At 70.1% G+C, this 24,828-nt stretch carries 22 protein-coding genes and 1 pseudogene; 13 read left to right on the plus strand and 10 right to left on the minus strand.

The window, feature by feature from the left end; all coding sequences use genetic code 11:
* Window positions 1–23 precede the first annotated feature (23 nt).
* Window positions 24–1,637, plus strand: a complete 1,614-nt coding sequence (locus ACLLJJ_RS30145) for an ABC transporter permease (RefSeq protein WP_434600565.1) — start codon at window positions 24–26, stop codon at window positions 1,635–1,637.
* Window positions 1,637–2,662, plus strand: a complete 1,026-nt coding sequence (locus ACLLJJ_RS30150) for an ABC transporter ATP-binding protein (protein ID WP_434597174.1) — start codon at window positions 1,637–1,639, stop codon at window positions 2,660–2,662. The genes ACLLJJ_RS30145 and ACLLJJ_RS30150 overlap by 1 nt, the downstream gene beginning before the upstream one ends.
* Window positions 2,663–2,736: 74 nt before the next feature.
* Here ACLLJJ_RS30150 and ACLLJJ_RS30155 read toward each other — a convergent pair whose 3' ends face one another.
* The 6 genes from ACLLJJ_RS30155 to ACLLJJ_RS30180 form a co-directional block, all read right to left on the minus strand.
* Window positions 2,737–3,648, minus strand: coding sequence for a hypothetical protein (locus tag ACLLJJ_RS30155; protein ID WP_434597176.1), 912 nt, complete (start codon window positions 3,646–3,648; stop codon window positions 2,737–2,739).
* 121 nt (window positions 3,649–3,769) lie between these two features.
* A complete protein-coding gene (locus ACLLJJ_RS30160; protein ID WP_434597179.1) occupies window positions 3,770–4,888 on the minus strand; it encodes an LOG family protein in 1,119 nt (372 codons plus the stop codon).
* A 232-nt stretch (window positions 4,889–5,120) separates the two neighbouring features.
* The gene (locus ACLLJJ_RS30165) at window positions 5,121–6,272 is read right to left on the minus strand and encodes a hypothetical protein (RefSeq protein WP_434597182.1); all 1,152 of its coding nucleotides are present in this window, start codon (window positions 6,270–6,272) and stop codon (window positions 5,121–5,123) included.
* Window positions 6,254–6,982: an ABC transporter ATP-binding protein gene (locus ACLLJJ_RS30170; protein WP_434597184.1), complete on the minus strand. Its 729-nt coding sequence runs from the start codon at window positions 6,980–6,982 to the stop codon at window positions 6,254–6,256. Before ACLLJJ_RS30170 ends, ACLLJJ_RS30165 begins: the two co-directional genes overlap by 19 nt.
* A gap of 180 nt (window positions 6,983–7,162) precedes the next feature.
* Window positions 7,163–8,542 (minus strand): aspartate aminotransferase family protein, encoded by a 1,380-nt coding sequence (locus ACLLJJ_RS30175; protein WP_434597185.1) that lies wholly within the window; start codon window positions 8,540–8,542, stop codon window positions 7,163–7,165.
* Window positions 8,527–9,018, minus strand: a complete 492-nt coding sequence (locus tag ACLLJJ_RS30180; RefSeq protein WP_434597187.1) for an Lrp/AsnC family transcriptional regulator — start codon at window positions 9,016–9,018, stop codon at window positions 8,527–8,529. Before ACLLJJ_RS30180 ends, ACLLJJ_RS30175 begins: the two co-directional genes overlap by 16 nt.
* 177 nt (window positions 9,019–9,195) lie before the next feature.
* On the opposite strand from ACLLJJ_RS30180, the gene ACLLJJ_RS30185 reads away from it, so the two are divergent.
* From ACLLJJ_RS30185 to ACLLJJ_RS30195, 3 genes are all read left to right on the plus strand, one after another.
* Window positions 9,196–10,635 (plus strand): gamma-aminobutyraldehyde dehydrogenase, encoded by a 1,440-nt coding sequence (locus tag ACLLJJ_RS30185; RefSeq protein WP_434597189.1) that lies wholly within the window; start codon window positions 9,196–9,198, stop codon window positions 10,633–10,635.
* 135 nt (window positions 10,636–10,770) lie between these two features.
* Window positions 10,771–11,934 carry an ABC transporter substrate-binding protein gene (locus ACLLJJ_RS30190; RefSeq protein ID WP_434600566.1) on the plus strand — a complete coding sequence of 388 codons (1,164 nt, stop codon included), beginning with the start codon at window positions 10,771–10,773 and terminating at the stop codon, window positions 11,932–11,934.
* A gap of 74 nt (window positions 11,935–12,008) precedes the next feature.
* On the plus strand, window positions 12,009–12,551 hold the full coding sequence (locus ACLLJJ_RS30195) for a hypothetical protein (RefSeq protein WP_434597191.1): 543 nt from the start codon (window positions 12,009–12,011) through the stop codon (window positions 12,549–12,551).
* A 315-nt stretch (window positions 12,552–12,866) separates the two neighbouring features.
* Here the strand turns inward: ACLLJJ_RS30195 and ACLLJJ_RS30200 are convergent, their stop codons facing one another.
* Window positions 12,867–13,280: a DUF7134 domain-containing protein gene (locus tag ACLLJJ_RS30200; protein WP_434597193.1), complete on the minus strand. Its 414-nt coding sequence runs from the start codon at window positions 13,278–13,280 to the stop codon at window positions 12,867–12,869.
* A complete protein-coding gene (locus tag ACLLJJ_RS30205; protein ID WP_434597195.1) occupies window positions 13,280–13,669 on the minus strand; it encodes a winged helix-turn-helix transcriptional regulator in 390 nt (129 codons plus the stop codon). The genes ACLLJJ_RS30200 and ACLLJJ_RS30205 overlap by 1 nt, the downstream gene beginning before the upstream one ends.
* A gap of 92 nt (window positions 13,670–13,761) precedes the next feature.
* Here ACLLJJ_RS30205 and ACLLJJ_RS30210 point away from each other — a divergent pair.
* A pseudogene (locus tag ACLLJJ_RS30210) lies at window positions 13,762–14,418 on the plus strand (NADPH-dependent F420 reductase); the annotation flags it as partial.
* A gap of 112 nt (window positions 14,419–14,530) precedes the next feature.
* On the opposite strand, the gene ACLLJJ_RS30215 reads toward ACLLJJ_RS30210, so the two are convergent.
* Together ACLLJJ_RS30215 and ACLLJJ_RS30220 are read right to left on the minus strand one after the other, a co-directional pair.
* Window positions 14,531–15,244, minus strand: coding sequence for a glycerophosphodiester phosphodiesterase (locus ACLLJJ_RS30215; protein WP_434597197.1), 714 nt, complete (start codon window positions 15,242–15,244; stop codon window positions 14,531–14,533).
* Between the two features lie 27 nt (window positions 15,245–15,271).
* Entirely contained in the window at window positions 15,272–16,303 is a 1,032-nt protein-coding gene (locus ACLLJJ_RS30220) for an adenosine deaminase (RefSeq protein WP_434597199.1), read from the minus strand.
* Between the two features lie 128 nt (window positions 16,304–16,431).
* Here ACLLJJ_RS30220 and ACLLJJ_RS30225 point away from each other — a divergent pair, with 128 nt between their 5' ends.
* The 7 genes from ACLLJJ_RS30225 (at window position 16,432) to ACLLJJ_RS30255 (ending at window position 24,693) form a co-directional block, all read left to right on the plus strand.
* On the plus strand, window positions 16,432–17,163 hold the full coding sequence (locus tag ACLLJJ_RS30225; RefSeq protein ID WP_434597201.1) for a DUF4190 domain-containing protein: 732 nt from the start codon (window positions 16,432–16,434) through the stop codon (window positions 17,161–17,163).
* Window positions 17,164–17,470: 307 nt separating this feature from the next.
* A complete protein-coding gene (locus ACLLJJ_RS30230; RefSeq protein ID WP_434597202.1) occupies window positions 17,471–18,985 on the plus strand; it encodes a gamma-aminobutyraldehyde dehydrogenase in 1,515 nt (504 codons plus the stop codon).
* A 69-nt stretch (window positions 18,986–19,054) separates the two neighbouring features.
* Window positions 19,055–20,302 carry an ABC transporter substrate-binding protein gene (locus ACLLJJ_RS30235; RefSeq protein WP_434597204.1) on the plus strand — a complete coding sequence of 416 codons (1,248 nt, stop codon included), beginning with the start codon at window positions 19,055–19,057 and terminating at the stop codon, window positions 20,300–20,302.
* Between the two features lie 42 nt (window positions 20,303–20,344).
* Complete coding sequence (locus tag ACLLJJ_RS30240) at window positions 20,345–21,514, plus strand: ABC transporter ATP-binding protein (RefSeq protein WP_434597206.1); 1,170 nt, start codon at window positions 20,345–20,347, stop codon at window positions 21,512–21,514.
* Window positions 21,511–22,440: an ABC transporter permease gene (locus ACLLJJ_RS30245; RefSeq protein ID WP_434597208.1), complete on the plus strand. Its 930-nt coding sequence runs from the start codon at window positions 21,511–21,513 to the stop codon at window positions 22,438–22,440. The genes ACLLJJ_RS30240 and ACLLJJ_RS30245 overlap by 4 nt, the downstream gene beginning before the upstream one ends.
* Before the next feature lie 56 nt (window positions 22,441–22,496).
* Window positions 22,497–23,237, plus strand: a complete 741-nt coding sequence (locus tag ACLLJJ_RS30250) for an ABC transporter permease (protein ID WP_434600567.1) — start codon at window positions 22,497–22,499, stop codon at window positions 23,235–23,237.
* A 22-nt stretch (window positions 23,238–23,259) separates the two neighbouring features.
* Window positions 23,260–24,693: an NAD(P)/FAD-dependent oxidoreductase gene (locus tag ACLLJJ_RS30255; protein WP_434597209.1), complete on the plus strand. Its 1,434-nt coding sequence runs from the start codon at window positions 23,260–23,262 to the stop codon at window positions 24,691–24,693.
* The last annotated feature ends 135 nt before the right edge of the window (window positions 24,694–24,828 follow it).

The raw sequence follows: 24,828 nt of genomic DNA on the forward strand, positions 1-24,828 counted from the left end.
GGAACGCCGTGCGGCTCGGCCTGATGGCCGGACCTGTCGTGTTCTTCGCGCTCTTCTTCGCGTACCCCGTGGTCGCGATCGTCGGCCGCGGGCTCAAGGCGGACGGCAGTTGGCAGTTCGGCCGGATCGGTGAGGTGCTGACCGACCCGGACATCCTGGATGTCCTGTGGTTCACCACCTGGCAGGCGATCGCCTCGACCGTGCTGACCCTGCTGATCGCGCTTCCCGCGGCCTACGTCTTCGCCCGTCTCGACTTCCCCGGCAAGCAGGTGCTGCGCGCGGTGGTGACCGTGCCGTTCGTGCTGCCGACGGTGGTCGTCGGGACCGCGTTCCTGGCGATGCTGGGACGCGGCGGGCTGCTGGACGAGCTGTGGGGCGTACGGCTCGACTCCACGGTGTGGGCGATTCTCCTCGCGCACGTCTTCTTCAACTACGCCGTGGTGGTACGCACCGTGGGGGGCCTCTGGGCGCAGCTCGACCCGCGCCAGGAAGAGGCCGCGCGGGTACTCGGTGCCGGGCGCCTCGCGGCCTGGCGGCGGGTGACGCTGCCGGCGCTGGTGCCCGCCGTGGCCGCCGCCGCGCTGATGGTCTTCCTCTTCACCTTCACCTCGTTCGGTGTCGTTCAGATCCTGGGCGGGCCCGCCTACTCCACCCTGGAGGTGGAGATCTACCGGCAGACCGCGCAGCTGCTCGACCTGCCTACGGCGGCGGTCCTGACGCTGGTGCAGTTCGCGGCGGTGGGTGCGATCCTCGCCCTGCACGCGTGGACGGTACGCCGCCGGGAGAGCGCCCTGAAGCTGGTCGACGCGGCGCAGACCTCGCGCGGGCCGCGGGGCGCGGGGCAGTGGTCGCTGCTCGGCGGGGTGCTGGTCACCGTGCTGGCGCTGATCCTGCTGCCGATCGGGGTGCTCGTCGCGCGGTCCTTCGACGGACCCGACGGGTACGGCTTCATGTACTACCGCGCGCTCCAGTCGGCGGGGGGCAGCAACGGGACGTTCCTGGTGCCGCCGCTGGAGGCGGTGTGGAATTCCCTGCAGTACGCCCTGGTGGCCACGGCCATCGCGCTGCTCGTCGGCGGTCTCGCCGCCGCCGCGCTGACCCGGCGGGCCGGCCGGCTCGTGCGCGGCTTCGACGCGCTGCTGATGCTGCCGCTCGGCGTCTCCGCCGTGACGGTCGGCTTCGGCTTCCTGATCACGCTCAACAAGCCGCCGCTCGACCTGCGGACGACCTGGATCCTGGTGCCGCTCGCCCAGGCGCTGGTGGGGGTGCCCTTCGTCGTACGGACGATGCTGCCCGTCCTGAGGGCCGTCGACGGCCGGCTGCGCGAGGCGGCCGCGGTGCTCGGGGCCTCGCCGCTGCGGGCCTGGCGGGAGGTCGACCTGCCGATGGTGCGGCGGGCGCTGCTCGTCGCCGCCGGGTTCGCGTTCGCCGTGTCGCTAGGCGAGTTCGGGGCGACCGTTTTCATCGCGCGGCCCGACAACCCGACCCTTCCGGTGGCCGTGGCGCGGCTCCTCGGACGGGCCGGTGACCTCAACTACGGGCAGGCGATGGCCCTGAGCACGATTCTGATGGTGGTGTGCGCGGTGTCCCTGCTGGTGCTCGAACGTATCCGTACCGACCGGTCGGGGGAGTTCTGATGTTGCGGCTGGACGGTGTGAGCGTGCGGTTCGGGAAGCGTGCGGCGCTCGAATCGGTGGATCTGGAGGTCGACGACCGAGAGATCGTCTGTGTGCTCGGGCCGAGCGGCAGTGGCAAGTCCACGCTGCTGCGGGTCGTCGCGGGACTGCAGCCCGCCGACGCCGGGAGGGTGCTGCTCGACGGGAGTGACCAGGGTGGGGTGCCCGTGCACCGGCGTGGGGTCGGCCTGATGTTCCAGGACCACCAGCTCTTTCCGCAGCGGGACGTCGGCGGCAATGTCGCCTTCGGCCTGCGGATGCGCGGGACGGCGCGGGCCGAGCAGGTGCGCCGGGTCGACGAACTGCTGGATCTGGTGGGGCTGCCGGGGGCGCAGCGCCGGGCGATCACCACGCTGTCCGGCGGTGAGCAGCAGCGGGTCGCCCTCGCGCGGGCGCTGGCTCCGCAGCCGAAGCTGCTGATGCTCGACGAGCCGCTGGGCCAGCTCGACCGGACGCTGCGCGAGCGCCTGGTCGTCGAGCTGCGCCGCCTCTTCGGGCTGCTCGGTACGACCGTGCTGGCCGTCACGCACGATCAGGGCGAGGCGTTCGCGCTGGCCGACCGGGTGGTGGTGATGCGGGACGGGCGGATCGCCCAGACCGGTACGCCGCTGGAGGTCTGGCAGCGGCCCGCGTCCGAATTCGTCGCCCGCTTCCTGGGCTTCGACAATGTCGTCCCGGCCACGGTGACCGGTGAGGCGGCCGACACGGTGTGGGGCAAGATCCCCGTGCCGGCCGGTTCGCCGCAGGGCGCGTGCCGGCTGCTGGTGCGGCCGGCGGGTGTCCGGCAGGTGCCGGTGGCGGACGGGCTGCCGTGCACGGTGACGGCCCGCACCTTCCGTGGCAACCATGTCGCGCTGCTGTTGCAGCCGGCGGGGGCGCCGCGGTTGGAGGCGGAGTGTGCGTTGCGGGACGCGCCGGGGGAGGGCGTGGCGGTGGGGGTTCGGTTCGCGGCGGACGATGTGGTGGTGCTTCCGGAGGAGGGGTAGGGGCGGGCGCGGCCCCGGCTCCCCGCCCTCAGCCTGCCGACGGGCCGGGAGGGGGGCGTCGGCTTTTCCGGTCCTCAGGCGTTGGACGGGCTCAGCTGTGGTTTCTCGGCGGGATCGGTCGGTGCGCCCTCCGGTGCTCCGAACCAGGCCACCGCGACCGCGCCCGCCACCGCCAGGACGAAGCCCAGGACCGCCATCCAGCCGAAGCCCTCGCGGGACGCGTCGCCCAGCCACAGCACGCCGATCGCGCCCGGCAGTACCGTTTCGCCGACCACCAGGGCCGCCGTCGCACCGTTGACCGAGCCGATCTGGAGGGCGACGGTGTGCAGGTACATGCCGCCGATGCCCGCGACCAGGATCGCGTACAGGGCCGGGTCGGACAGCAGCGCGGAGAGGTCGAACGGGTCCACGCCGTTCAGTACGCGGACGCCCACGCCCAGCGCGCCGAAGCCGAGGCCGGACAGTAGACCGGCGAGGATCGCGGCGCGGGCGCCCAGGAGACGTACCGCGACCGTGCCGCCCGCCATCAGCGCGATCGAGATCACCAGCAACCACCAGTGGGTGGCGACCGGAGTGTGACCGCCGCCCTCGTGACCGGCGGCGGTGGCCAGCAGGATCAGGGCCGAGCAGACGACGCCGATGGACGTCCACTCCTTGCGGGTCAGTCTGATGCCGAGCATCTTCACGCTCAGCACCGCCGTGATCACCAGATTCGCGCTGATCACCGTCTGGGAGAGGAACAGCGGGAGGAGGCGCGCGGCGAGGGCGCCGAGACCGAATCCGATGAAGTCCAGGATCGTACCGACGATGAACTCCCAGGTCATCGCGGCCTTCGCGGTGGAGGAGAGGTTCGGTCCGCCGTGCTGTGTCACCCCTGAAGCGGCTGCCTCGCGGCGGGCGGACTTGCGGGATCCGACGGCTTGCAGGACGGAGCCCGTGCCGTAGCAGATCGACGCCGCGATTGCGGTCAGTAGGCCGATGAGCACCAAGAACTCCGTTCACGCGGTTCGTCTGTCCTGTCCCGAATGGCAGACGTGTGTTGCGGCGTAAACGTTGCTTCTGGACCTTGTGGACCGCTGGGTCGGGCTGCTGGATCGGACCTGCCGGTCAGTCGTGCCGGCCCGCGGCCAGCCGGGCGAGGGCCGCCGGGGCCTCTTCGACAGTGTCGACCAGGGCGATACGGGCCTGCATCGGGCGCTCCTTCGCCAGGGCCTGGAGAAGCGGCCAGGTGGGGAGGCGTTCGGTCCAGTGCGTGCGGTTCACCAGGACCATGGGGGTCGGTTCGCCGCGCGACTCGTAGTAGTTCGGGGTCGCGTTGTCGAAGATCTCCTGGACGGTGCCCGCGGCGCCCGGGAGGAAGACGACGCCCGCGGTGCAGCGGGCGAGCAGGCCGTCCTCGCGGGTGGCGTTGGCGAAGTACTTGGCGATGTGGCCCGCGAAGGCGTTCGGCGGCTCGTGCCCGTAGAACCAGGTGGGGATGCCGACCGAGTCGCCGCCGGACGGCCAGCGGTCGCGGACGGCGAAGGCGGCCTTGGCCCAGTCGGTGATCGACGGGACGAAGGACGGGGTCCCGGCGAGGAGTTCGAGGGCCTCGCGGAGCGCGTCGTCGGGTGCTGCGGAGAGGTACGCGCCGAGGTTGGCGGCCTCCATCGCGCCGGGGCCGCCGCCGGTGGCGACGGTCAGGCCGGCGCGGGTGAGGGTGCGGCCCAGGTGGGCGGCGCCGGTGTAGGCGTCCGTGCCGCGGGCCATGGCGTGCCCGCCCATCACACCGACCACGCGGGCGCCGACGAGCGCCTCGTCGAGGGCGTCCGAGACGGCGTCGTCATGGATGGAGCGCAGCATCGACGCGTATATGTCGCCGTCGGCCTTGGTGCGCTGGAACCAGGCGTAGGCCAGGGCGTCGGGGGTGGACTCGTAGCCGGATTCGAGGCCTTCGAAGAGTGCGTCCGCGGTGTAGAGCAGTCCGCGGTACGGGTTGAAGGGCAGATCGGGGACCGGTGGGAAGACGAGCGCGCCGTCCGCCCGCACCTTGGCCGTCGCCTCGGTGCCCATGGGGCAGCCGAGGAAGACGGTGCCCGAGGTGTCGATGGAGAGCAGAGCGGGGGTACGGGGCGTCAGGTCCACGGACTGGACGCGGTAGCCGTCGAGCGACTTGGTGCGCGAGACGACTTCGTCGAACTCGGCGAGGGTCTCGATTTCGCGGTCGTGGTCCGGGTGTTGAGGCACCCGGACATGCTAGGCCCTGCCGGTGGCGCGGACGGGATGGGGTACGGCGGGGACGCGGAAGCGGGAACCTGCCGCGCGGCGCGCCGGCGCCCGGACGGGGTCCAACGGGTGGGTGCCCCGGCCCTGTGCGGACCCTGTCCCGGCCCACGCCCCGGCGGTTCGGAGGCCGAGGCGGCGGCCGCCCGGGGCCAGGAGGTGAGGCGCGCGGGCGTGTGCTGGACAGGCGGGCGCGTCAGAAGGGCAGTGCGGCCAGTCCCGCCACGGCCCAGGTCAGGGGGACGAAGACCGTCAGCAGGGCGATGGTTCGCAGTGTCGCGGCGCCGCGCAGCGTCTGGGTCGGGGCGCCCAGGCGGAGCAGCGCCTTCGTCGTGCTGGTACGGGCGTGCTTGGCTTCCAGCGCCGCCGTCAGCAGGGTGGCGACGGTACAGCTCATGACCAGGGCCGCGCCCAGGCCCGTGAGCGGTCCGAAGGGGCGTGCGCCGCCGTCACCGCCGTACAGCGTCGAGGCCGCGATCGCGCCCGATGCCACCGCGCAGACCACGCCCAGCGGGCGGCCGATGCGATGGGCCTCGTCCATCAGGACGCGGCCCGCGAGCAGGCGCATGGCGCCCGGCCGGATCGACTGGATCACCCAGCCGCACAGGTACGTCAGGCCCGGACCCACGAGCGCCAGGCCCAGCGCCGTGAGGGCCCAGCCGGCCAGCACGCCCGCCGGGACCACGTCGAGCCGGCCGGGGAGCGGCAGGGCGGCGCCGGGCGCGCCGCGGTTCGCGTAGGCCTCGACGGCGAGGCCCGCCGCCGTGAGGGCGACGCCCCAGGGGAGGCCGGTGGGCGCCCGGTGCGGGGCGGCGGCCGTGTCGTCGGTCGGCTTGACGGGGCGCGGTCGCAGGGCCAGGGCGCTCGCGGCGGCCGCCGTCAGCGGAACCAGGCACAGCAGGGTGAGTGCGGCGGCGACCGGCATGGGCCGCCCGGCGGCCAGGAGCTCGGCCCCGGCGCCGTCGAAGGGCAGGCCGGTGAGGTCGCCGCGGAGGTGGAGGTAGAAGAGCAGCGCGACGGCGCTGCCGAGCGTGCAGGAGACCGCCGTGGACACGGCGGCCAGCGCCGTGAGGCGGACAGGTCCGAGGCCGGCGCCGGACAGGCCGGCGCGCGGGCTGGTGCTCGGGTCGGTACGGGCCACCGCGACCGCGAAGTGCACGGTCGCGGCCAGCGGGGCCAGGCACCAGAGCAGGCGGAGCGCGGAGCCGGTGGAGTGGGCGGGGTGGCCCACCGCGTAGCCCAGGGTGCAGAGCAGGAGGAAACCCACTCCCGCCGACGCCGCCGCCACCAGCAGCCGGCGCAGCAGGACCAGCGGATGGGCGCCGCGGGCTAGACGGAGAGCGAGCACGCGGCCCGGCCTTCCACACCGGCCGCCGGCACGGTGTTGACGCGGCGCCCGTCGAGCAGCGACACCGTGCGGTCGGCGAGGGTCGCCACCTCCGCGTCGTGGGTGGCGAGCAGGACGGTGATCCGGTGCGAGCGGGCCGCTGTGGTGAGCGTGCGCAGTACCTGGGCGCGGTCCATGCGGTGCAGTGGCGCCGTCGGCTCGTCCGCGAAGAGCACCGAGGGGGTGGTGACCAGGGCGCGGGCGATCGCGATGCGCTGGCGCTGGGACTGCAGGAGCGCGGCCGGCCGCTTGCGGGCGATCATGCCGATGTCGAGCCGCTCCAGCCACTCCATGGCGGCCTTCTTCGCGGTGCGGTGCGAAGTGCCGTGCAGCAGAAGGGGGAGCGCCGCGTTCTCCCAGGCGGTCAGTTCCGGTACGAGGCGCGGCTCGGGATCGATCCAGCCGAACCGGTCGCGGCGCAGCCGTTCGCGCAGCAGCGGACCCATGGTGTGTACGGGGGTGCTGTTGAACCACACTTCGCCCTGGTCCGGGACGAGTTGACCGGAAAGGCACTGCAGCAGGGTGGTCTTGCCGCTGCCGCGCGGGCCGGTGACGGCGAGGATCTCGCCTTCGCGCACACCGAGGGAGACACCGGTGAGGGCGGGGGAGCCGCTGTGGGAGTAGTGCAGGGAACGTGCCCAGAGCACATCGTTGTCCGGCGGGGCCACCATGGCGTACACCTCGTTCAGATCAGATATCCCGTCCCCCGTACGGGGGAACGAAGACGGGGCCGATCGGTCACTGGGCACGGTAGGGATTCGGACCATGGCTGTGCGGCAAGCGCGCGGCCCGGACACCCCCGTTCTCACTCGAACGGGCGCATCCGGGCCGCGACGGGACGGACCTGACGATCAGAGCTTGGTCCAGGCCTCCGTCAGCACCTGGCGCAGAATGCCCTCGATCTCGTCGAACGTCTCCTGCGTGGAGATGAGCGGCGGTGCGAGCTGGACGACCGGGTCCCCGCGGTCGTCGGCGCGGCAGTACAGGCCGTTGTCGTACAGCGCCTTGGAGAGGAAGCCGTAGAGCACGCGCTCCGTCTCCTCGTCGGTGAAGGTCTCCTTGGTGGCCTTGTCCTTCACGAGCTCGATGCCGTAGAAGAAGCCGTTGCCGCGGACGTCGCCGACTATCGGCAGGTCGTGCAGCTTCTTGAGCGTTGTGAAGAACGCGTCCTCGTTGTCGAGGACGTGCTGGCTGAGGCCCTCGCGCTCGAAGATGTCGAGGTTCGCGTTGGCGACGGCCGAGGAGACCGGGTGGCCGCCGAAGGTGTAGCCGTGCAGGAAGGTGTTGCCACCCTGGTAGAACGGCTCGGCCAGCTTGTCGGAGATTATGCAGGCGCCGATCGGGGAGTAACCCGAGGTCATGCCCTTGGCACAGGTGATCATGTCCGGTACGTAGTCGAACTTGTCGCAGGCGAACATCGTGCCGAGGCGGCCGAAGGCGCAGATGACCTCGTCCGAGACGAGCAGCACGTTGTACTTGTCGCAGATCTCGCGGACCCGCTGGAAGTACCCGGGCGGCGGCGGGAAACAGCCACCCGCGTTCTGTACGGGCTCCAGGAAGACGGCCGCGACCGTCTCGGGGCCCTCGAAGAGGATCTCCTGCTCGATCTGGTCGGCGGCCCAGCGGCCGAAGGCCACCGGGTCGTCGCCGTGGATCGAGGCGCGGTAGATGTTGGTGTTCGGCACCTTGTGGGCGCCGGGCACCAGCGGCTCGAACGGCGCCTTGAGGGCCGGCAGGCCGGTGATCGACAGGGCGCCCTGCGGGGTGCCGTGGTAGGCGACGGCGCGGGAGATGACCTTGTACTTGGTCGGCTCGCCGGTGAGCTTGAAGTACTGCTTGGCCAGCTTCCACGCGGTCTCGACGGCCTCGCCGCCACCCGTGGTGAAGAAGACCTTGTTCAGGTCGCCCGGCGCGTAGTCCGCGAGTCGCTCGGCCAGCTTGACGGCCTGCGGGTGGGCGTACGACCAGATCGGGAAGAAGGCCAGCTCCTGCGCCTGCTTGTACGCCGCCTCGGCGAGCTCGTGACGGCCGTGACCGGCGTTGACCACGAACAGGCCGGAGAGGCCGTCGAGGTAGCGCTTGCCCTGGTCGTCGAAGATGTAGGTGCCCTCACCACGCACGATGGTGGGCACGGGTGCGTTCTCGTAGTCCGACATGCGGGTGAAGTGCATCCACAGGTGGTCGTACGCGGTTTTGGAGAGGTCCTGGCTCACGACTATCGGGTTCCCCACATATAGGTCTGCTTCTTCAGCTTGAGGTAGACGAAGCTCTCGGTGGAGCGCACACCGGGGAGCGTGCGAATCCGTTTGTTGATCACTTCGAGCAAGTGGTCGTCGTCCTCGCAGACGATCTCCACCATGAGGTCGAAGGAGCCCGCGGTCATCACCACGTACTCGCACTCGGCCATGGCCGTCAGTGCCTCGGCGACAGGGTCGAGGTCGCCCTCGACATTGATGCCGACCATCGCCTGACGCCGGAATCCCACGGTGAGTGGGTCGGTGACGGCGACGATCTGCATCACGCCCTGGTCCTGCAGCTTCTGCACGCGCTGTCGCACGGCCGCCTCGGAGAGACCGACCGCCTTGCCTATCGCGGCGTACGGACGGCGTCCGTCCTCCTGGAGCTGCTGGATGATCGCCAGGGAGACGGCATCCACCGTAGGGGAGGTGCCGTGCCCGTTCCTGGGGTCTGCGCTTCGACTGGCCACGGCTTCACTGTGCACGACGTCTCGTCTGTCCCGCAACCCCAAACCGATGAAATTCGTTGTTCGGGAGCTCGAATCTCGCGGAATCCGAAGTTCTTGGCGGTCGGGTATGTCGAAAGCGTTACCTCAGCGACTAGGATGGTGTCTCATCCATTGGACGTCCGAGAGGGAGGGGTGGCAGTGACCACCGAACTGCGTCGCCTGCGCAATTACATCGACGGAGAGTTCCGGGACGCCGCTGACGGGCGGACCATCGAGGTGGTCAACCCGGCTACCGGAGAGGCGTACGCCTCCTCACCGCTGTCCGGCCCGGACGACGTCGACGCGGCCATGGCCGCCGCCGCGGCCGCCTTCCCTGGCTGGCGCGACAGCACGCCCGCCGAGCGCCAGCGGGCGCTGCTCAAGATCGCGGACGCCTTCGAGGAGCGCGCCGAGGACCTGATCGCGGCCGAGTCGGAGAACTGCGGCAAGCCGATCGGGCTCACCCGCACCGAAGAGCTCCCGCCGATGGTGGACCAGATCCGCTTCTTCGCGGGCGCGGCCCGGCTGCTCGAAGGCCGCTCGGCCGGCGAGTACATGGAGGGTCTGACCTCCATCGTGCGGCGCGAGCCGGTCGGTGTCTGCGCGCAGGTCGCACCGTGGAACTACCCGATGATGATGGCCGTGTGGAAGTTCGCACCGGCCCTCGCCGCGGGCAACACGGTCGTCCTGAAGCCGTCGGACACCACACCCGCGTCGACCGTCCTGATGGCCGAGATCATCGGCGCGATCGTCCCCAAGGGCGTCTTCAACGTCGTCTGCGGCGACCGTGACACGGGCCGCGCGATGGTCGAGCACAAGACCCCCGCGATGGCCTCGATCACCGGTTCCGTACGGGCCGGCATGCAGGTCGCCGAATCCGCGGCCAAGGACCTCAAGCGCGTTCACCTGGAGCTGGGCGGTAAGGCCCCGGTCGTCGTCTTCGAGGACACCGACATCGCCAAGGCCGTCGAGGACATCTCGGTCGCGGGCTTCTTCAACGCGGGCCAGGACTGTACGGCCGCGACGCGCGTGCTCGTACAGGAGTCGATCCACGACGAGTTCGTGACGGCGCTGGCGAAGGCCGCGGCGGACACCAAGACCGGGCAGCCGGACGACGAGGACGTGCTGTACGGCCCGCTCAACAACGCCAACCAGCTGAAGCAGGTCAGCGGCTTCATCGAGCGGCTGCCCGCCCACGCCAAGGTCGAGACGGGTGGCCACCAGGTCGGCGAAAAGGGCTACTTCTACGCCCCGACCGTCGTCTCCGGCCTCCAGCAGGACGACGAGATCATCCAGAACGAGATCTTCGGTCCGGTCATCACCGTCCAGTCCTTCACGGACGAGGCGCAGGCCCTGGAGTGGGCCAACGGCGTCGAGTTCGCCCTCGCCTCCTCGGTGTGGACCAAGGACCACGGCCGCGCGATGCGGATGTCCAAGAACCTCGACTTCGGCTGCGTGTGGATCAACACCCACATCCCGCTGGTCGCGGAGATGCCGCACGGCGGATTCAAGAAGTCCGGCTACGGCAAGGACCTGTCGGCGTACGGCTTCGAGGACTACACGCGCATCAAGCACGTGATGACCTCGCTCGACGGCTGAGCCCGGGAGTCGAGCGCCGAGCTCAACACCGTCCGGTCAGGACGCTGTTCGACGGGGGCGGGCAATAGACAGACTGTCTATTGCCCGCCCCCGCTCCGTGGGACCAGGGTGGGAGCCATGGGTGATCTTGGTCATGTGTCGCGTCGTACGCTGCTCCGCGGATTCGGTACGGCAGGGGCGCTGGGCGCGCTCGCCGGATGCGGGGTGCCCGCCGCCTATGTGAAACCGGGCGACCGGGCGGGGCGTGACATCTCGGGCCGGGACAAGAGCCTGCACTTCGCCAACTGGCCGCTCTACATCGACACCGACGACGAGAACGCGTCACGGCGCCCCACCCTCGACAGCTTCGCGAAGCGCACCGGGATCTCCGTCCGGTACACCGAGGAGATCAACGACAACGACGAGTTCTTCGGGAAGATCAGCCCCGCGCTGATGAATCACCAGGAGACCGGCCGCGACCTGATCGTCATGAGCGACTGGATGGCCGCCCGGTTCGTACGCCTCGGGTGGGTGCAGGAGATGGACCGGGCCAAGCAGCCCAACATCGCCAAGTACCTCGATCCGCAGCTGCGCACCCCCGCCTTCGACGAGGGGCGGCTGCATTCCGTCCCCTGGCAGTCCGGGATCACCGGTATCGCGTACAACCGCAAGAAGCTCGGCCACGAGATCCGGCACACCTCCGAGCTGTGGGCCGACGAGCTGCGCGGCAAGGTGACGCTCTTCTCCGGGCTCGACGAGAGCTTCGCGCTGCTCATGCAGGGCAACGGCGTCGATGTGACCCGCTGGGACGCGGATGACTTCCACCGGATGTGCGAGCAGGTGGAGAAGCTGGTGCGGCGGGGGCACATCAGGCGCTTCACGGGCAACGACTACATCAAGGACCTGGCCGGCGGTGACGTGCTGGCCTGCCAGGCGTATTCGGGTGATGTCATCCAGCTCCAGGCCGACAACCCCGACATCGAGTTCGTGGTTCCCGACGAGGGCGCGGAGCTGTGGGCCGAGAGCCTGATGATCCCCAACCTCGCCCGCCACAAGCGCAACGCCGAGAAGCTCGTCGACCACTACTACGAGCCGGCGGTCGCCGCCGAGCTGGCGACCTGGGTCAACTACGTCTGCCCGGTGCCGGCCGCGCGCGACATCCTCGCCTCCTCCAAGGACGAGGAGACCGCCGCGCTCGCCGAGGACCCGCTGATCTTTCCCGACGACGCGATGCGCGAGCGGCTCGCCATCGCGCGCGACATCACGTCCGAGGAGCGGCTGGAGTTCGCGAAGCGGTGGAACTCGATCGTGGGGTTGTAGGGGGTCGAGACGGGTTGGGGTGGTTCTGCGGGGGCGCTGTAAAGACTAGGTAAATGCGGGCGTACGCTGCGGGTATGAGCGAGGCCGGCGTCCTTTTGCGGCGCATTCGAGTGTGGTTGATCTTCTTCATCGTCTGTCTGGTGCTGAGCGGGCTGACCGCCTTCCCGCTCGTCACCGAACTCCACTGGCTCGAAAGCCTGCTGGAGTCCTCCGGCTCCCCGGTGCCCGAGCACTTCCCGGCGCTGCTGGAATGGGTCGAGCGGGTACGAGCCGGTCTGGACGTCACCGAGGCGAAGTACCCCTTCGTCCTGTACGGGACAGACTGGCTGGCCTTCGCGCACCTCGTCATCGCGGTCGCCTTCTACGGGCCCTACCGCGATCCCGTACGCAACATCTGGGTCATCGAGTTCGGCATGATGGCCTGCGCCGGGATCATCCCGCTGGCGCTCATCTGCGGGCCGATCCGCGGGATCCCCTTCTGGTGGTCCGTGATCGACATGTCGTTCGGGGTCCTCGGGGTGATTCCGCTGATGATCGTGCGGCGCAGGATCAAGCTGCTTGAGGCGCTGACCGCACCGGTCTTCCCGCGCACCCAGGCGCCGGCTCTCCTGGGCTGACGGGCCGACCAGTCAGCCCAGGTTGAAGAAGGTGGCCCGCACGATGCGTTCGGCCACCGGGCTCATCCCCTCGGCCTTCGCGTCCGTCGCGTTGACCGAGTGGACGAGGGGCCGGGGCAGGTCGGTAGACGGTCGCCTCGGTGTCGAGCGGCAACGGTCGCACCCGGCCGGACGTCCGGTAACCGACGTGCAGGCCGCTCTGCCTCACCCGCCCTATCAGCCCCGGCAGTTCGGCGGCGACGGGCTGTGGCTCGCGCGGTTGGCCGCCCGGCGCGTCGTCCTCGCGCAGCACACCCAGCATCCGGCGCAGCTGCGTCATCGCGTCCCGGCCGGTCTCCGAGATGGCGTGACCGAGGGGACGATCGTGGCGAACGTCAGTACGGTCACGGCCACCCGTTTGCGCGGCGGCGACAGCGCCGCGACCGTATAGACGGCGATCAGACCGGGGTACGGGAGGGGCTGGCCCGGCCCGTCGAGCGTCAGTTTGTACAGGGCCGAGATCGTCAGGGCGCTCAGCAGAACGGCCACCGGCGCCCGGCGGCGCCAGATCAACGGCAGCACCGCCAGGGTCGTCAGACCGTACGACGCCCAGGTCACCTCGGGCAGGCCGGCGGCCCGAGGTACGACGAACGGCATGGTCACCGCCGCCTGGACGAGCACGGTGATGCCGATGTCCACGACCCGGGGGCCCGCGCCGCGCAGCCGCTCGCCGCGCTCATGTATCCGCATCAGCCGGCGGCCCGGGTCTCCGCACGGTCCTGCGCCGCCAGGACCTCGTCGCCGTACTGCTGCGACCAGACGCCGACCGCCTCGATGGGCCCCAGCAACGACCGCCCCAGGTCGGTGAGTTCGTAGTCGACCCGCGTCGGCCCCGCTCTCTCCTCCCGACGCAGCAGCCCGTTGAACTCCAGCCGTCGGAGCGTCTCGGTGAGCACCTTGGTGCGGATGCCGCCCAGGCTTTCCTTCAACTGGCCGTGGCGCAGCGGGCCGTCACGCAGTGCCCACAGGGTCACCGAACTCCAGGTGTTCGCGAGCAGGTCGAAGCCGAGCCTGGCTCGGCAGTCCGCGAGGAAATCGATCTGACGCGGGCCCGGTCGGGCCGCTGGATCCCTGGCCACGTAGGCCCCCCTTCTACCGCGTCCGGTAGGCACCGGATGGTGCCTGCCGGACTTCCTAGTGTCGTTCTCACCAACCCAAGCAGAGGAGTGCGGCGATGCGTATCGGAATTCTGGGAGCGGGCAGCATGGCGGATGCCCTGGGCACCCGTTGGGCCGGCGCCGGCCACGACGTCATGGTGGGCGCGCGGGACGCCGCGAAGGCCGGAGCGCTCGCGAAGCGGATCGGCGCGGGGGCGAAGTCGGGGAGCCTGCGAGATGCGGCCGACTTCGGTGAGGTGGTGCTGCTCGCACTGCCGACGGCGAGTGTGCCCGACGCGCTGGCGGCGGCGGGTGCGGCCGAAGGGACGTTGCGCGGAAAGCCGCTGATCGACTGCACCAACCCGCTGGCGCCGGGCACCCTGACGCCCGCGGGCCTCGGCGGGACGTCGACCGCCGAGTACCTCGCGCACGGCACGGGCGCCGGAGTGGTCAAGGCGTTCAACCTGTGCGCCGCGGAGGTCTGGCGGATGCCTTCACCGGTGTTCGGCGGCCGGCCGCTCGCCGTACCGCTGTGCGGGGACGACGAGGACGCGCTCGCTGCCGTACGCCGACTGGTCGAGGACCTGGGGTGCACACCGGTCGACGGGGGAGGGCTGGCGCGGGCCGGGCAGCTGGAGACGACCGCGGTGTTCGTGATCGGGCTGTGGTTCGCGGGCGTGGACGCGCAGGCGATCGTGCCGCCGCTGGAGAGCGCGTTCGGGGCCGGCTGACGGGTGGTGGGCGGGTCGGGACGGCCTGTCCGCCGACGGCTCGGTGCGGGGGAGCCGCCCAGGGGCCCGCTGCTCGCGCGGACGGATACGGGGCGGGTCCGGCGAGCGGCGGTCAGCGAATGCCCGGCCCAGGCCCCCGTCCCGCGCGCGCTCCCAGCAGACCGCCCAGGACGTCGAGGCGGTTGGTGGTCACCGAGTCGGCCCCGAGGCCGATCAGGCGGCGCATGGTCCGCCGGGTGTCGGCCGTCCACACGGAGACCAGCATGCCGTCCCGGTGGACCCGGTCCGCGAGTTCGGGGGTCAGCAGCCCGAAGCGAAGGTTCAGCCAGCGCGGCCGCACCGCGTCGATCAGCGTCCGGCGGGGCGGGGCCGAGGTCTTCCAGGTCATGGCGATCTCGGCGCCGGGATCGGCCGCGCGTACGGCGAGCACGGTGGTGGGGCCCGCGCAGTAGTACACGCGCTCGCCCGCCCCGCATTCGCGGACCACGCCCACCGCGGTGCGTACCGATGCCTCGGTGGCGTCCGGCAGATCGATCATGAGGCGCCGGTCGCCGACGGCCTGCATGGCTTCCCTGAGTGTGGGGACACCGCCCGCGGTGAGCTCACGCAGATCCTTCGCGGTGAGGTCGGCGAGCCGCCGCTCGGGCCCCCAGAGCCGCTTCAGGGAGTCGTCGTGCAGCAGGACGGGTACGCAGTCGCGAGTCGGCCGGACATCGATCTCGACGGCGTCAGCGCCCCGCTCCACCGCCGAGCGGAGCGAGGCGAGGGTGTTCTCGCGGAAGCGGTAGGGATCGCCGCGGTGGCCTACGGCAGTGACAGTGCGCATGGGGCGATTGTCGTCAGCCGTCCGTCGTCAGGCGCGTCGGGCGAGCCAGTCCGTCGTGTACGTGTCGATCTCGTCCGCGATCCGCGCCTTGCCCGCCGCGTCGAGGAAGGAGGCCCGCACGGCGTTCTTGGCGAGGTCCGCGACGCCGCGCTCGTCGAGGTCCAGCAGATGCGCCGCAACCCCGTACTCGCTGTTCAGATCGGTGCCGAACATCGGCGGGTCGTCGCTGTTGATGGTGACCAGCAGGCCGGCCTCGACCATCTGCCGCAACGGGTGCTCGTCCATCGTGGCGACGGCGCGCGTCGCGATGTTGGAGGTGGGGCAGACCTCCAGCGCGATGCGGTGCTCGGCGAGATGGGCCAGCAGGCGGGGGTCCTGGACCGAGGTGGTGCCGTGGCCGATGCGCTCGGCGCGCAGATCGGTCAGCGCGTCCCAGACCGTCCCGGGCCCGGTCGTCTCGCCGGCGTGCGGGACGGAGTGCAGACCGGCGTCGATGGCCAGGTCGAAGTAGGGCTTGAACTGCGGACGCGGTACGCCGATCTCCGGACCGCCGAGGCCGAACGACACCAGACCCTCGGGGCGCAGGTCCACGGCCAGCCTGGCGGTCTCCGCCGCCGCTTCGAGACCGGCCTCGCCGGGGATGTCGAAGCACCAGCGAAGGACGGTTCCCAGCTCGGCCTCCGCCGCCTTGCGAGCGTCCTCGATCGCCTCCATGAAGGCGACCTCGTTGATGCCCCTTCGGGTCGAGCTGAAGGGCGTGAGGGTCAGCTCGGCGTACCGGATGTTCTGCCGTGCCATGTCGCGGGCGATCTCGAACGTCAGCAGCCGGACGTCCTCCGGGGTGCGGATGAGGTCCACGACGGAGAGATAGACGTCGATGAAGTGCGCGAAGTCGGTGAAGGTGAAGTAGTCGGCGAGCGCCTCGGGGTCGGTGGGGACCTTTGAGTCGGGGTGGTGGGCGGCCAGTTCGGCGACGATGCGGGGTGACGCGGATCCGACGTGGTGCACGTGCAGTTCGGCCTTGGGCAGCCCCGCGATGAAGGGGTGCAGGTCGGTCATCGGATCCTCCGGAGTGCGGCTGGTGTGGGCCCCGGCGCGGCGGGACGGGGTCGGGGATCATCGTAGGCGGGGCGGTCCGGCCCAGGAACGCAGGCCTTAGCATGACGGGACCACGATGGGGGACGCAGATGTCAGACAACGCACAACAGCCCTCGGGCCCGCCGCCCGAGCAGCCGAGGGACCCGTGGGCGCCGCCGGAGCACAAGGTGCCGCTGGACAAGCCGCAGCCCGCGGCGCCTCCGACGTACGGTCCGCCGCCGGTCCACGACCAGCAGACGGTCACGTCGATGCCGATATCGGGCGGTGACACCGGCTCGACCGCGGCGCCCGGCGGCCCGTACGACACGGGGGCCGTGCCCCCGCCGCCCGCCGCCCCGAACGCCCAGTACGGCTACCCGTCGTACCCGGCGGCCGGACCGGGCACGCCGCCGCCCTACGGCCAGCCGGCCGCGCCGTCCTACGGCTACCCCGGCTACCCGTCGGCGCCGCAGAGCGGCTGGACCGGCATGCAGGCACAGCCGCAGAACGGTATGGGCACCACCGCGATGGTGCTCGGTATCCTCGCCGTGTGCCTGTTCTGCGTGTACGGCGTGCTGAGCATCATCCTCGGCGTCCTCGCCCTGATCTTCGGCATCCTCGGCCGCAAGCGGGTCGAGCGCGGCGAGGCGACCAACAGCGGCATGGCGCTCGCCGGGATCATCCTGGGAGGCATCGGAATCGCCATCGGCGCGGTCGTGGTCGCCTTCATCGTCTGGGGCATCACCATGGCGGTCGAGGAAAGCAACAACGACAACAACAACGGCGGCTACTCCTCCTCCGCCCCCTACGCCCCCTCAGCGGTCGTCGACGCGAGGCGCTAGTCCGTTTCGCCGCCGCGCGGTCCTTCTGTTCCTGATCCAGCCCGTCACCCGGTGTTTCCCTCCCGGTGGCGGGCCGGCGTCGTTCGCGCGCCCCGCCCACGACACGCGGGCCTCCCATCCGCCACGGACACTCCGTACGGTATTTGCCTGGCGACACGACACATGGTCGACCGAATCCGTCGCGTAACCAAAAGGCAACAACGGAATCCCTTGTTGAAGGTGGACTGCTCTGTCAGGATCGGCACTCAAATCGAGCTGGAGCTACGCCGACACCCGCTGAGCGGGGAGGGCGGCGGAGGAGAGCGTCATGGGCAACCGCTTCCAGGTGCAGGACCGTTTCGCGGCCGGCGCGCAGTACATCGGCGGGCAGCTGCGGGCAGGCACCTCGGGCCGTACACACGCTGTCGTGAACCCCGCGACCGGCGAAGAGATCTATCAGTACGAGCTGGCGGGGACAGCCGACGTCGACGACGCGGTGGCCGCCGCGCTCGCCGCGTACCCCGGCTGGGCGGCGGCCACCCCGGCCGGCCGGTCCGAGGCGATGCACCGGTTCGCGCTTGTGCTCGCCGAGCAGGCGGAGGACTTCGCGTACGTCGAGTCACTCCAGTGCGGCAAGCCGATCAAGCTGTCCGCCGAGTTCGACGTGCCGGGCAGCGTCGACAACACGGCCTTCTTCGCGGGCGCCGCCCGTCACCTGGAGGGCAAGTCGGCCGGCGAGTACTCCGGGGACCACACCTCGTACGTACGCCGGGAGCCGATCGGTGTCGTCGGCTCCATCGCACCCTGGAACTATCCGCTCCAGATGGCCGCCTGGAAGGTCCTGCCCGCCATCGCCGCGGGCAACACGATCGTCCTCAAGCCCGCGGAGATCACCCCGCTCACCTCGCTGATGTTCGCGCAGGCCGCGAAGGAGGCGGGCATCCCGGACGGCGTCATCAACATCGTCTCCGGCGCGGGCAAGGACGCGGGCGAGCACCTCGTCGGCCACCCCGACGTGGTGATGACGTCCTTCACCGGTTCCACCCCGGTCGGCAAGCGCGTCGCGGAGATCGCCACCTCCACGGTCAAGCGCCTCCACCTCGAACTCGGCGGCAAGGCCCCCTTCGTGGTCTTCGACGACGCCGACCTGCGGGCGGCGGTCCACGGCGCGGTCGCCGGCTCGCTCATCAACACCGGTCAGGACTGCACGGCCGCCACTCGCGCGTACGTCCAGCGTCCGCTCTACGACGCCTTCGTCAGCGGCGTCGCCGAGCTGATGGAGACCGTCAGGCTCGGCGACCCCTTCGACCCGTCGACCGACCTCGGCCCGCTGATCAGCCACACCCAGCGCGACCGGGTCGCCGGCATGGTCGAGCGGGCACGCGCCTACGCGCGCGTGGTCACCGGTGGCGAAGCGCCCGGCGGTGACCTGGCCAAGGGCGCCTACTACCGGCCGACCCTGATCGCCGACGCCGCCCAGGACAGCGAGATCGTCCAGGAGGAGATCTTCGGCCCGGTCCTGGTCGTGCTGCCCTTCGACACCGATGACGAGGGCATCGCGCTGGCCAACGACACCCCGTACGGCCTCGCGGCCTCCGCCTGGACACACGACCTGTTCCGCGCGAACCGTGCCACCCGCGAGATCAAGGCGGGCTGCGTATGGGTCAACGACCACATCCCGATCCTCAGCGAGATGCCGCACGGCGGCTACAAGGCCAGCGGCTTCGGCAAGGACATGTCGGCGTACTCCTTCGAGGAGTACACGCAGGTCAAGCACGTGATGTTCGACAACACCGCGGTGGCCGAGAAGGACTGGCACCGCACCGTCTTCGGGGACCGATAAACACTGATGTGCGGCTACCGCCGTGCGGCGCCTGACCAGCGGCCGAACAACCCGAAAGGGCATTCGCGCATGGAGCAGTACGAGTCCGACCTCCTTTCCCCGGCCCAAGTGGCCGCCGTGCGACGCAGCATGGCCAGCGGCCGAGGAGCCCTCACCCGCCGGTCCCTGCTGCGCGCCTCCAGCGCCGGCGCACTCGCGGTCGGCGGCCTCGGCGTGCTGAGCGCCTGTGGCATCCCGCCCGCCAAGCGGGAGGGCGAAGCCGCGGCCTCCGACGACGACTCGGCCAAGGAGAAGCGGATCACCTTCTCCAACTGGACCGAGTACATGGACGTCAGCGAGGACAGCAAGAGCCGTCCCACGCTGGACGCCTTCACCAAGCGCACCGGCATCAAGGTCAAGTACACCGAGGACATCAACGACAACGTCGAGTTCTTCGGCAAGATCAAACCGCAGCTCGCGGCCGGTCAGGACACCGGGCGCGACCTCATCTGCGTCACCGACTGGCTGGCCGCCCGCTTCATCCGGCTCGGCTGGGCGCAGAAGCTCGACCCGGCGCACCTGCCGCACGCCTACGCCAACCTCTCCGCCCAGTTCCGCTCGCCGGACTGGGACCCGGGCCGCTCGTACTCGTACCCCTGGACCGGCATCTCGACGGTCATCGCCTACAACTCCAAGGCGACGAACGGGCGCAAGATCGAATCCGTCGGGCAGCTGCTCGACGATCCGGCGCTCAAGGGCCGGGTCGGTTTCCTCTCCGAGATGCGCGACTCCCTCGGGATGACCCTCCTCGACCTGGGCAAGGATCCGGGGAAATTCACCGACGACGACTACGACGCGGCGATCGCCCGCCTGCAGAAGGCCGTCGACAAGAAGCAGATCCGCCGCTTCACGGGCAACGACTACACCTCGGACCTCGACAAGGGCGACCTCGCGGCCTGCCTCGCCTGGGCCGGCGACATCATCCAGCTGCAGGCCGGCAACCCGGACATCAAGTACGTGATCCCCGAGGCCGGATACATCACCTCCAGCGACAACCTGCTGGTCCCGGCCAAGGCGCGGCACAAGGCCAACGCCGAGAAGCTCATCGACTACTACTACGAGCCGCCCGTCGCCGCCCAACTCGCCGCGTACATCAACTACGTGTGCCCGGTCGACGGCGTGCGCGAGGAACTGGCAAAGATCGACAAGTCGATGGCCTCCAACACGCTGATCCTCCCCGACAAGGCGATGGCCGCGAAGTCCCACGCCTTCCGCTCGCTCAGCAGCGAGGAAGAGACGGCGTACGAAGAGAAGTTCGCCAAGCTCATCGGCGCCTGAGCCCGTAGCCCGCCCCCTCTCACGACCCTGGGACCACACCCCATGACGCAGAAGACAGAAGGCGGCGACGTCCGCCTCTCCGGGATCAGCAAGACCTACGGCTCGTTCACGGCCGTGCACCCCCTCGACCTGACCGTCCCGCAGGGCTCCTTCTTCGCCCTGCTCGGCGCTTCGGGCTGCGGCAAGACGACCACCCTGCGGATGATCGCGGGGCTTGAGGAACCGACGACCGGCACCGTCTTCCTCGGCGACAAGGACGTCACCGACCTCCAGCCGTACAAGCGCCCGGTCAACACCGTCTTTCAGAGCTACGCGCTCTTCCCGCACCTCGACGTCACCGAGAACATCGCCTTCGGGCTGCGCCGGCGCGGCATCAAGTCGGTGAAGAAGCAGGTCGACGACATGCTCGGCCTCGTCGAGCTCGGCCCGTTCGCGAAGCGCAAGCCGCATCAGCTCTCCGGCGGCCAGCAGCAGCGCGTCGCCGTCGCCCGCGCGCTCATCAACCACCCGCAGGTGCTGCTCCTCGACGAGCCGCTCGGCGCCCTCGACCTGAAGCTGCGCCGCCAGATGCAGCTGGAGCTCAAGCGCATCCAGACCGAGGTCGGCATCACCTTCGTCCATGTCACCCACGACCAGGAGGAGGCCATGACCATGGCCGACCAGGTCGCGGTGATGAACGGCGGCCGTGTCGAGCAGCTCGGCACACCCGCCGACCTCTACGAGAACCCGAGGACGACGTTCGTCGCCAACTTCCTCGGCACGTCCAACCTCATCGAGGCCGAGGTCGTCGAGACCGCGGGCGACACCGTGGTGGTCAGCTGTGGCGGCTCCAAGCTGCGGCTGCCCGACGAGCGATGTTCGGCGGGGACCCGCAGCGGTGGAAAGCTGCTCGTCGGCGTACGCCCGGAGAAGGTGTCCCTCGCGCACGCCGACGACGCGGGCGCCGTCCCCGACGGGCGCAACCGGATCACCGGCCGGATCGTCGCCTCCAGCTTCATCGGCGTCTCCACCCAGTACGTCGTCGACAGCCCGGCCTGCGCCGAGTTCGAGGTGTACGCGCAGAACATAGAGCGCGACGCCCGCCTCGCCCCCGGCGCCGAGGTGGTCATGCACTGGAACCCGGCGCACACTTTCGGGCTCGACGCGGGCCAGTCCCTGCTTGCCGGGACAGTGAGCGACGCGGGCGTGGAGACGGCGGAGGAGGGCGCGTGACCCTCACCGACGCGCCCCCCGAGGCGCTCGCGCCGCAGGACCTCCCGCTGCGGAAGATCCCCGCCCGCAAGCGGCTCGTCCCGTACTGGCTGCTGCTGCCCGGCATCCTGTGGCTGCTGGTCTTCTTCGCGCTGCCGATGGTCTACCAGGCCTCGACGTCCGTGCAGACCGGGTCCCTGGAGAAGGGCTTCGAGGTCACCTGGCACTTCCAGACGTACTGGGACGCGCTGACGGACTACTACCCGCAGTTCGTACGGTCGCTGCTGTACGCAGGCACCGCCACCCTGCTGTGCCTGCTTCTCGGCTACCCGCTCGCGTACATGATCGCCTTCAAGGCGGGCCGCTGGCGCAATCTGGTTCTGGTCCTGGTCATCGCGCCGTTCTTCACCAGCTTCCTCATCCGCACGCTCGCCTGGAAGACGATCCTCGCGGACGGCGGCCCGGTGGTGGACCTGCTGAACACCCTGCACGTCCTCGACGTCACGAGCTGGCTGGGCTGGACCGAGGGCAGCCGGGTGCTGGCCACGCCGATGGCGGTGGTCTGCGGTCTGACGTACAACTTCCTGCCCTTCATGATCCTGCCGCTCTACACCTCGCTGGAGCGCATCGACGGCAGGCTCCACGAGGCCGCGGGCGACCTGTACGCCACCCCGGCCACCACGTTTCGTAAGGTGACCTTCCCGCTGTCGATGCCCGGAGTCGTCTCGGGCACGCTCCTGACCTTCATTCCGGCGAGCGGCGACTACGTCAACGCGGAACTGCTCGGTTCGACCGATACGAAAATGGTCGGCAGCGTCATCCAGTCGCAATTCCTGCGCGTCCTCGACTATCCGACGGCAGCCGCGCTGTCCTTCATTCTCATGGCGATCGTGCTGGTCATGGTCACCGTGTACATCCGTAAATCCGGTACGGAGGATCTGGTCTAGTGAAGTGGATCCGACGCAACCTCATTGTCATCGCGGGCCTGCTGACGCTCGCCTACATGCTGCTGCCCAACGTCGTCGTGATGGTGTTCTCGTTCAACAAGCCGAACGGGCGCTTCAATTACGCGTGGCAGAAATTCTCCCTGGACGCCTGGGAGGACCCGTGCGGCGTCGCCGACCTGTGCGGCTCCCTCTCCCTCTCACTCCAGATCGCGGTCTGGGCGACGGTCGGCGCGACCGTCCTCGGCTCGATGATCGCCTTCGCGCTGGTCCGCTACCGCTTCCGGGCGCGCGGCGCGATCAACTCGTTGATCTTCCTGCCGATGGCCATGCCCGAGGTCGTGATGGCCGCCTCGCTGCTGACGCTCTTCCTCAACATGGGCGCCCAGCTGGGCTTCTGGACCGTCCTCATCGCGCACATCATGTTCTGCCTGAGCTTCGTCGTAACGGCGGTCAAGGCACGCGTGATGTCCATGGACCCCCGCCTCGAAGAGGCCGCGCGTGATCTCTACGCCGGTCCGGTGCAGACCTTCCTGCGGGTCACCCTGCCGATCGCCGCACCCGGAATCGCCGCCGGAGCGCTGCTCGCCTTCGCGCTGTCCTTCGACGATTTCATCATCACCAATTTCAATGCGGGCTCGACCGTGACGTTCCCCATGTTCGTCTGGGGATCCGCCCAGCGCGGCACGCCCGTACAAATCAATGTCATTGGTACGGCTATGTTCGTCATTGCGGTACTGATGGTTCTCGGCGGCCAGATCGTGGCCGGCCGGCGAAAGAAAAGCGCATCACCCCGGTAAGTCCCTGAAGGAGTTGGAAACCATGGCTCCCGTTGCCATGCGTACTGCCGAACAATCCCTTTCCGACGCACAGTCCCTCGCCGATGTACAGCCGGTCTCTTTCTGGCTGGACGATCCGAGGAAGCCCGCGCCGCAACCGGCTCTCACCGGTGACGAGCGCTGCGACCTCCTCGTCATCGGCGGCGGCTACAGCGGGCTGTGGACCGCGCTCATCGCCAAGGAGCGCGACCCGTCCCGGGACGTCGTGCTCATCGAGGGCAACGAGGTGGGCTGGGCCGCCTCCGGCCGCAACGGCGGCTTCTGCGCCGCCTCCCTCACCCACGGCCTCGGCAACGGGCTCGCCCGCTGGCCGCGGGAGCTGGCGAAGCTGGAGGAGCTCGGCGGGCGCAACCTCGACGCCATCGAGGCGGCGGTCAAGGCGTACGGCATCGACTGCGACTTCGAGCGCACCGGCGAGATCGACGTCGCGACCGAACCGCACCAGGTCGAAGAGCTGCACGAGGCGTACGAGGAGGCCCGGCGCCTGGGCATCGAAGGGCTCGAACTCCTCGACCGCGACGCCGTGCGCGCCCAGGTCGACTCGCCGACCTTCCTCGGCGGGCTGTGGGACCGGCGCGGTGTCGCGATGCTCAACCCGGCCGCTCTCGCCTGGGGCCTCAAGCAGGCCTGCCTCGGGCTCGGCGTGCGGATCTACGAGCACACCCGCGGCCTGGAGCTGTCCTCCGCGGGCGCGGGCACGGCCGTGCGCACCCCGTACGGCCGGGTCTTCGCCCACCGCGTCGCACTCGGCACCAACATCTTCCCGTCGCTGGTCAAGCGCGTGCGCCCGTACACCGTCCCCGTCTACGACTACGCGCTGATGACCGAACCGCTCACCGACGAGCAGCTCGCCTCGATCGGCTGGCAGGGCAGGCAGGGGCTCGGCGACAGCGCCAACCAGTTCCACTACTTCCGGCTGAGCGCCGACAACCGCATCCTGTGGGGCGGTTACGACGCCATCTATCCCTTCGGCGGCAGACTCAGCGCCGAAATGGACCACCGTCCGGAGACGTACCTCAAGCTCGCGGGCCACTTCTTCCGCTGCTTCCCGCAGTTGGAGGGCGTGCGCTTCAGCCACGCCTGGGGCGGCGCGATCGACACTTGCTCGCGCTTCTCGGCCTTCTTCGGCACGGCCCACGCGGGCAAGGTCGCGTACGCCGCCGGCTACACCGGACTCGGGGTGGGGGCGACCCGCTTCGGCGCGGACGTGATGCTCGACCTGCTGGCGGGGGAGCGCACCGAGCGCACCGAGCTGGAGATGGTGCGCAGCAAGCCGATGCCTTTTCCGCCCGAGCCGCTGGCCTGGGCGGGGATCGGCCTCACCAAGTGGTCGCTGGCCCGCTCCGACGACAACGGCGGGCACCGCAACCTGTGGCTGAAGACGATGGACCGGTTCGGCCTCGGCTTCGACAGCTGAGCGCCGCGGTGCCCGCCCGCGCGCCGGGTACGCCGGGGGCGCACCGCCAACGGTTCCCGTGTGACACGGTTCACCACCACGAGGTGCCAGAACCCGCGTAATGATCCAGTCCGGCCCCCCTCTCTCCTGTGAACG

This window comes from Streptomyces sp. A5-4, from assembly GCF_051131715.1.
GTDB lineage: Bacteria > Actinomycetota > Actinomycetes > Streptomycetales > Streptomycetaceae > Streptomyces.

Coding starts and splice junctions, on each gene's coding strand:
- ACLLJJ_RS30250 (WP_434600567.1), top strand. CDS start 22,497: ATGCTGCTGCCCAACGTCGTCGTGATGGTGTTCTCGTTCAACAAGCCG.
- ACLLJJ_RS30235 (WP_434597204.1), top strand. CDS start 19,055: ATGGAGCAGTACGAGTCCGACCTCCTTTCCCCGGCCCAAGTGGCCGCC.
- ACLLJJ_RS30170 (WP_434597184.1), bottom strand. CDS start 6,982: ATGGTGGCCCCGCCGGACAACGATGTGCTCTGGGCACGTTCCCTGCAC.
- ACLLJJ_RS30225 (WP_434597201.1), top strand. CDS start 16,432: ATGTCAGACAACGCACAACAGCCCTCGGGCCCGCCGCCCGAGCAGCCG.
- ACLLJJ_RS30220 (WP_434597199.1), bottom strand. CDS start 16,303: ATGACCGACCTGCACCCCTTCATCGCGGGGCTGCCCAAGGCCGAACTG.
- ACLLJJ_RS30240 (WP_434597206.1), top strand. CDS start 20,345: ATGACGCAGAAGACAGAAGGCGGCGACGTCCGCCTCTCCGGGATCAGC.
- ACLLJJ_RS30195 (WP_434597191.1), top strand. CDS start 12,009: ATGAGCGAGGCCGGCGTCCTTTTGCGGCGCATTCGAGTGTGGTTGATC.
- ACLLJJ_RS30230 (WP_434597202.1), top strand. CDS start 17,471: ATGGGCAACCGCTTCCAGGTGCAGGACCGTTTCGCGGCCGGCGCGCAG.
- ACLLJJ_RS30215 (WP_434597197.1), bottom strand. CDS start 15,244: ATGCGCACTGTCACTGCCGTAGGCCACCGCGGCGATCCCTACCGCTTC.
- ACLLJJ_RS30200 (WP_434597193.1), bottom strand. CDS start 13,280: ATGCGGATACATGAGCGCGGCGAGCGGCTGCGCGGCGCGGGCCCCCGG.
- ACLLJJ_RS30150 (WP_434597174.1), top strand. CDS start 1,637: ATGTTGCGGCTGGACGGTGTGAGCGTGCGGTTCGGGAAGCGTGCGGCG.
- ACLLJJ_RS30255 (WP_434597209.1), top strand. CDS start 23,260: ATGGCTCCCGTTGCCATGCGTACTGCCGAACAATCCCTTTCCGACGCA.
- ACLLJJ_RS30145 (WP_434600565.1), top strand. CDS start 24: ATGGCCGGACCTGTCGTGTTCTTCGCGCTCTTCTTCGCGTACCCCGTG.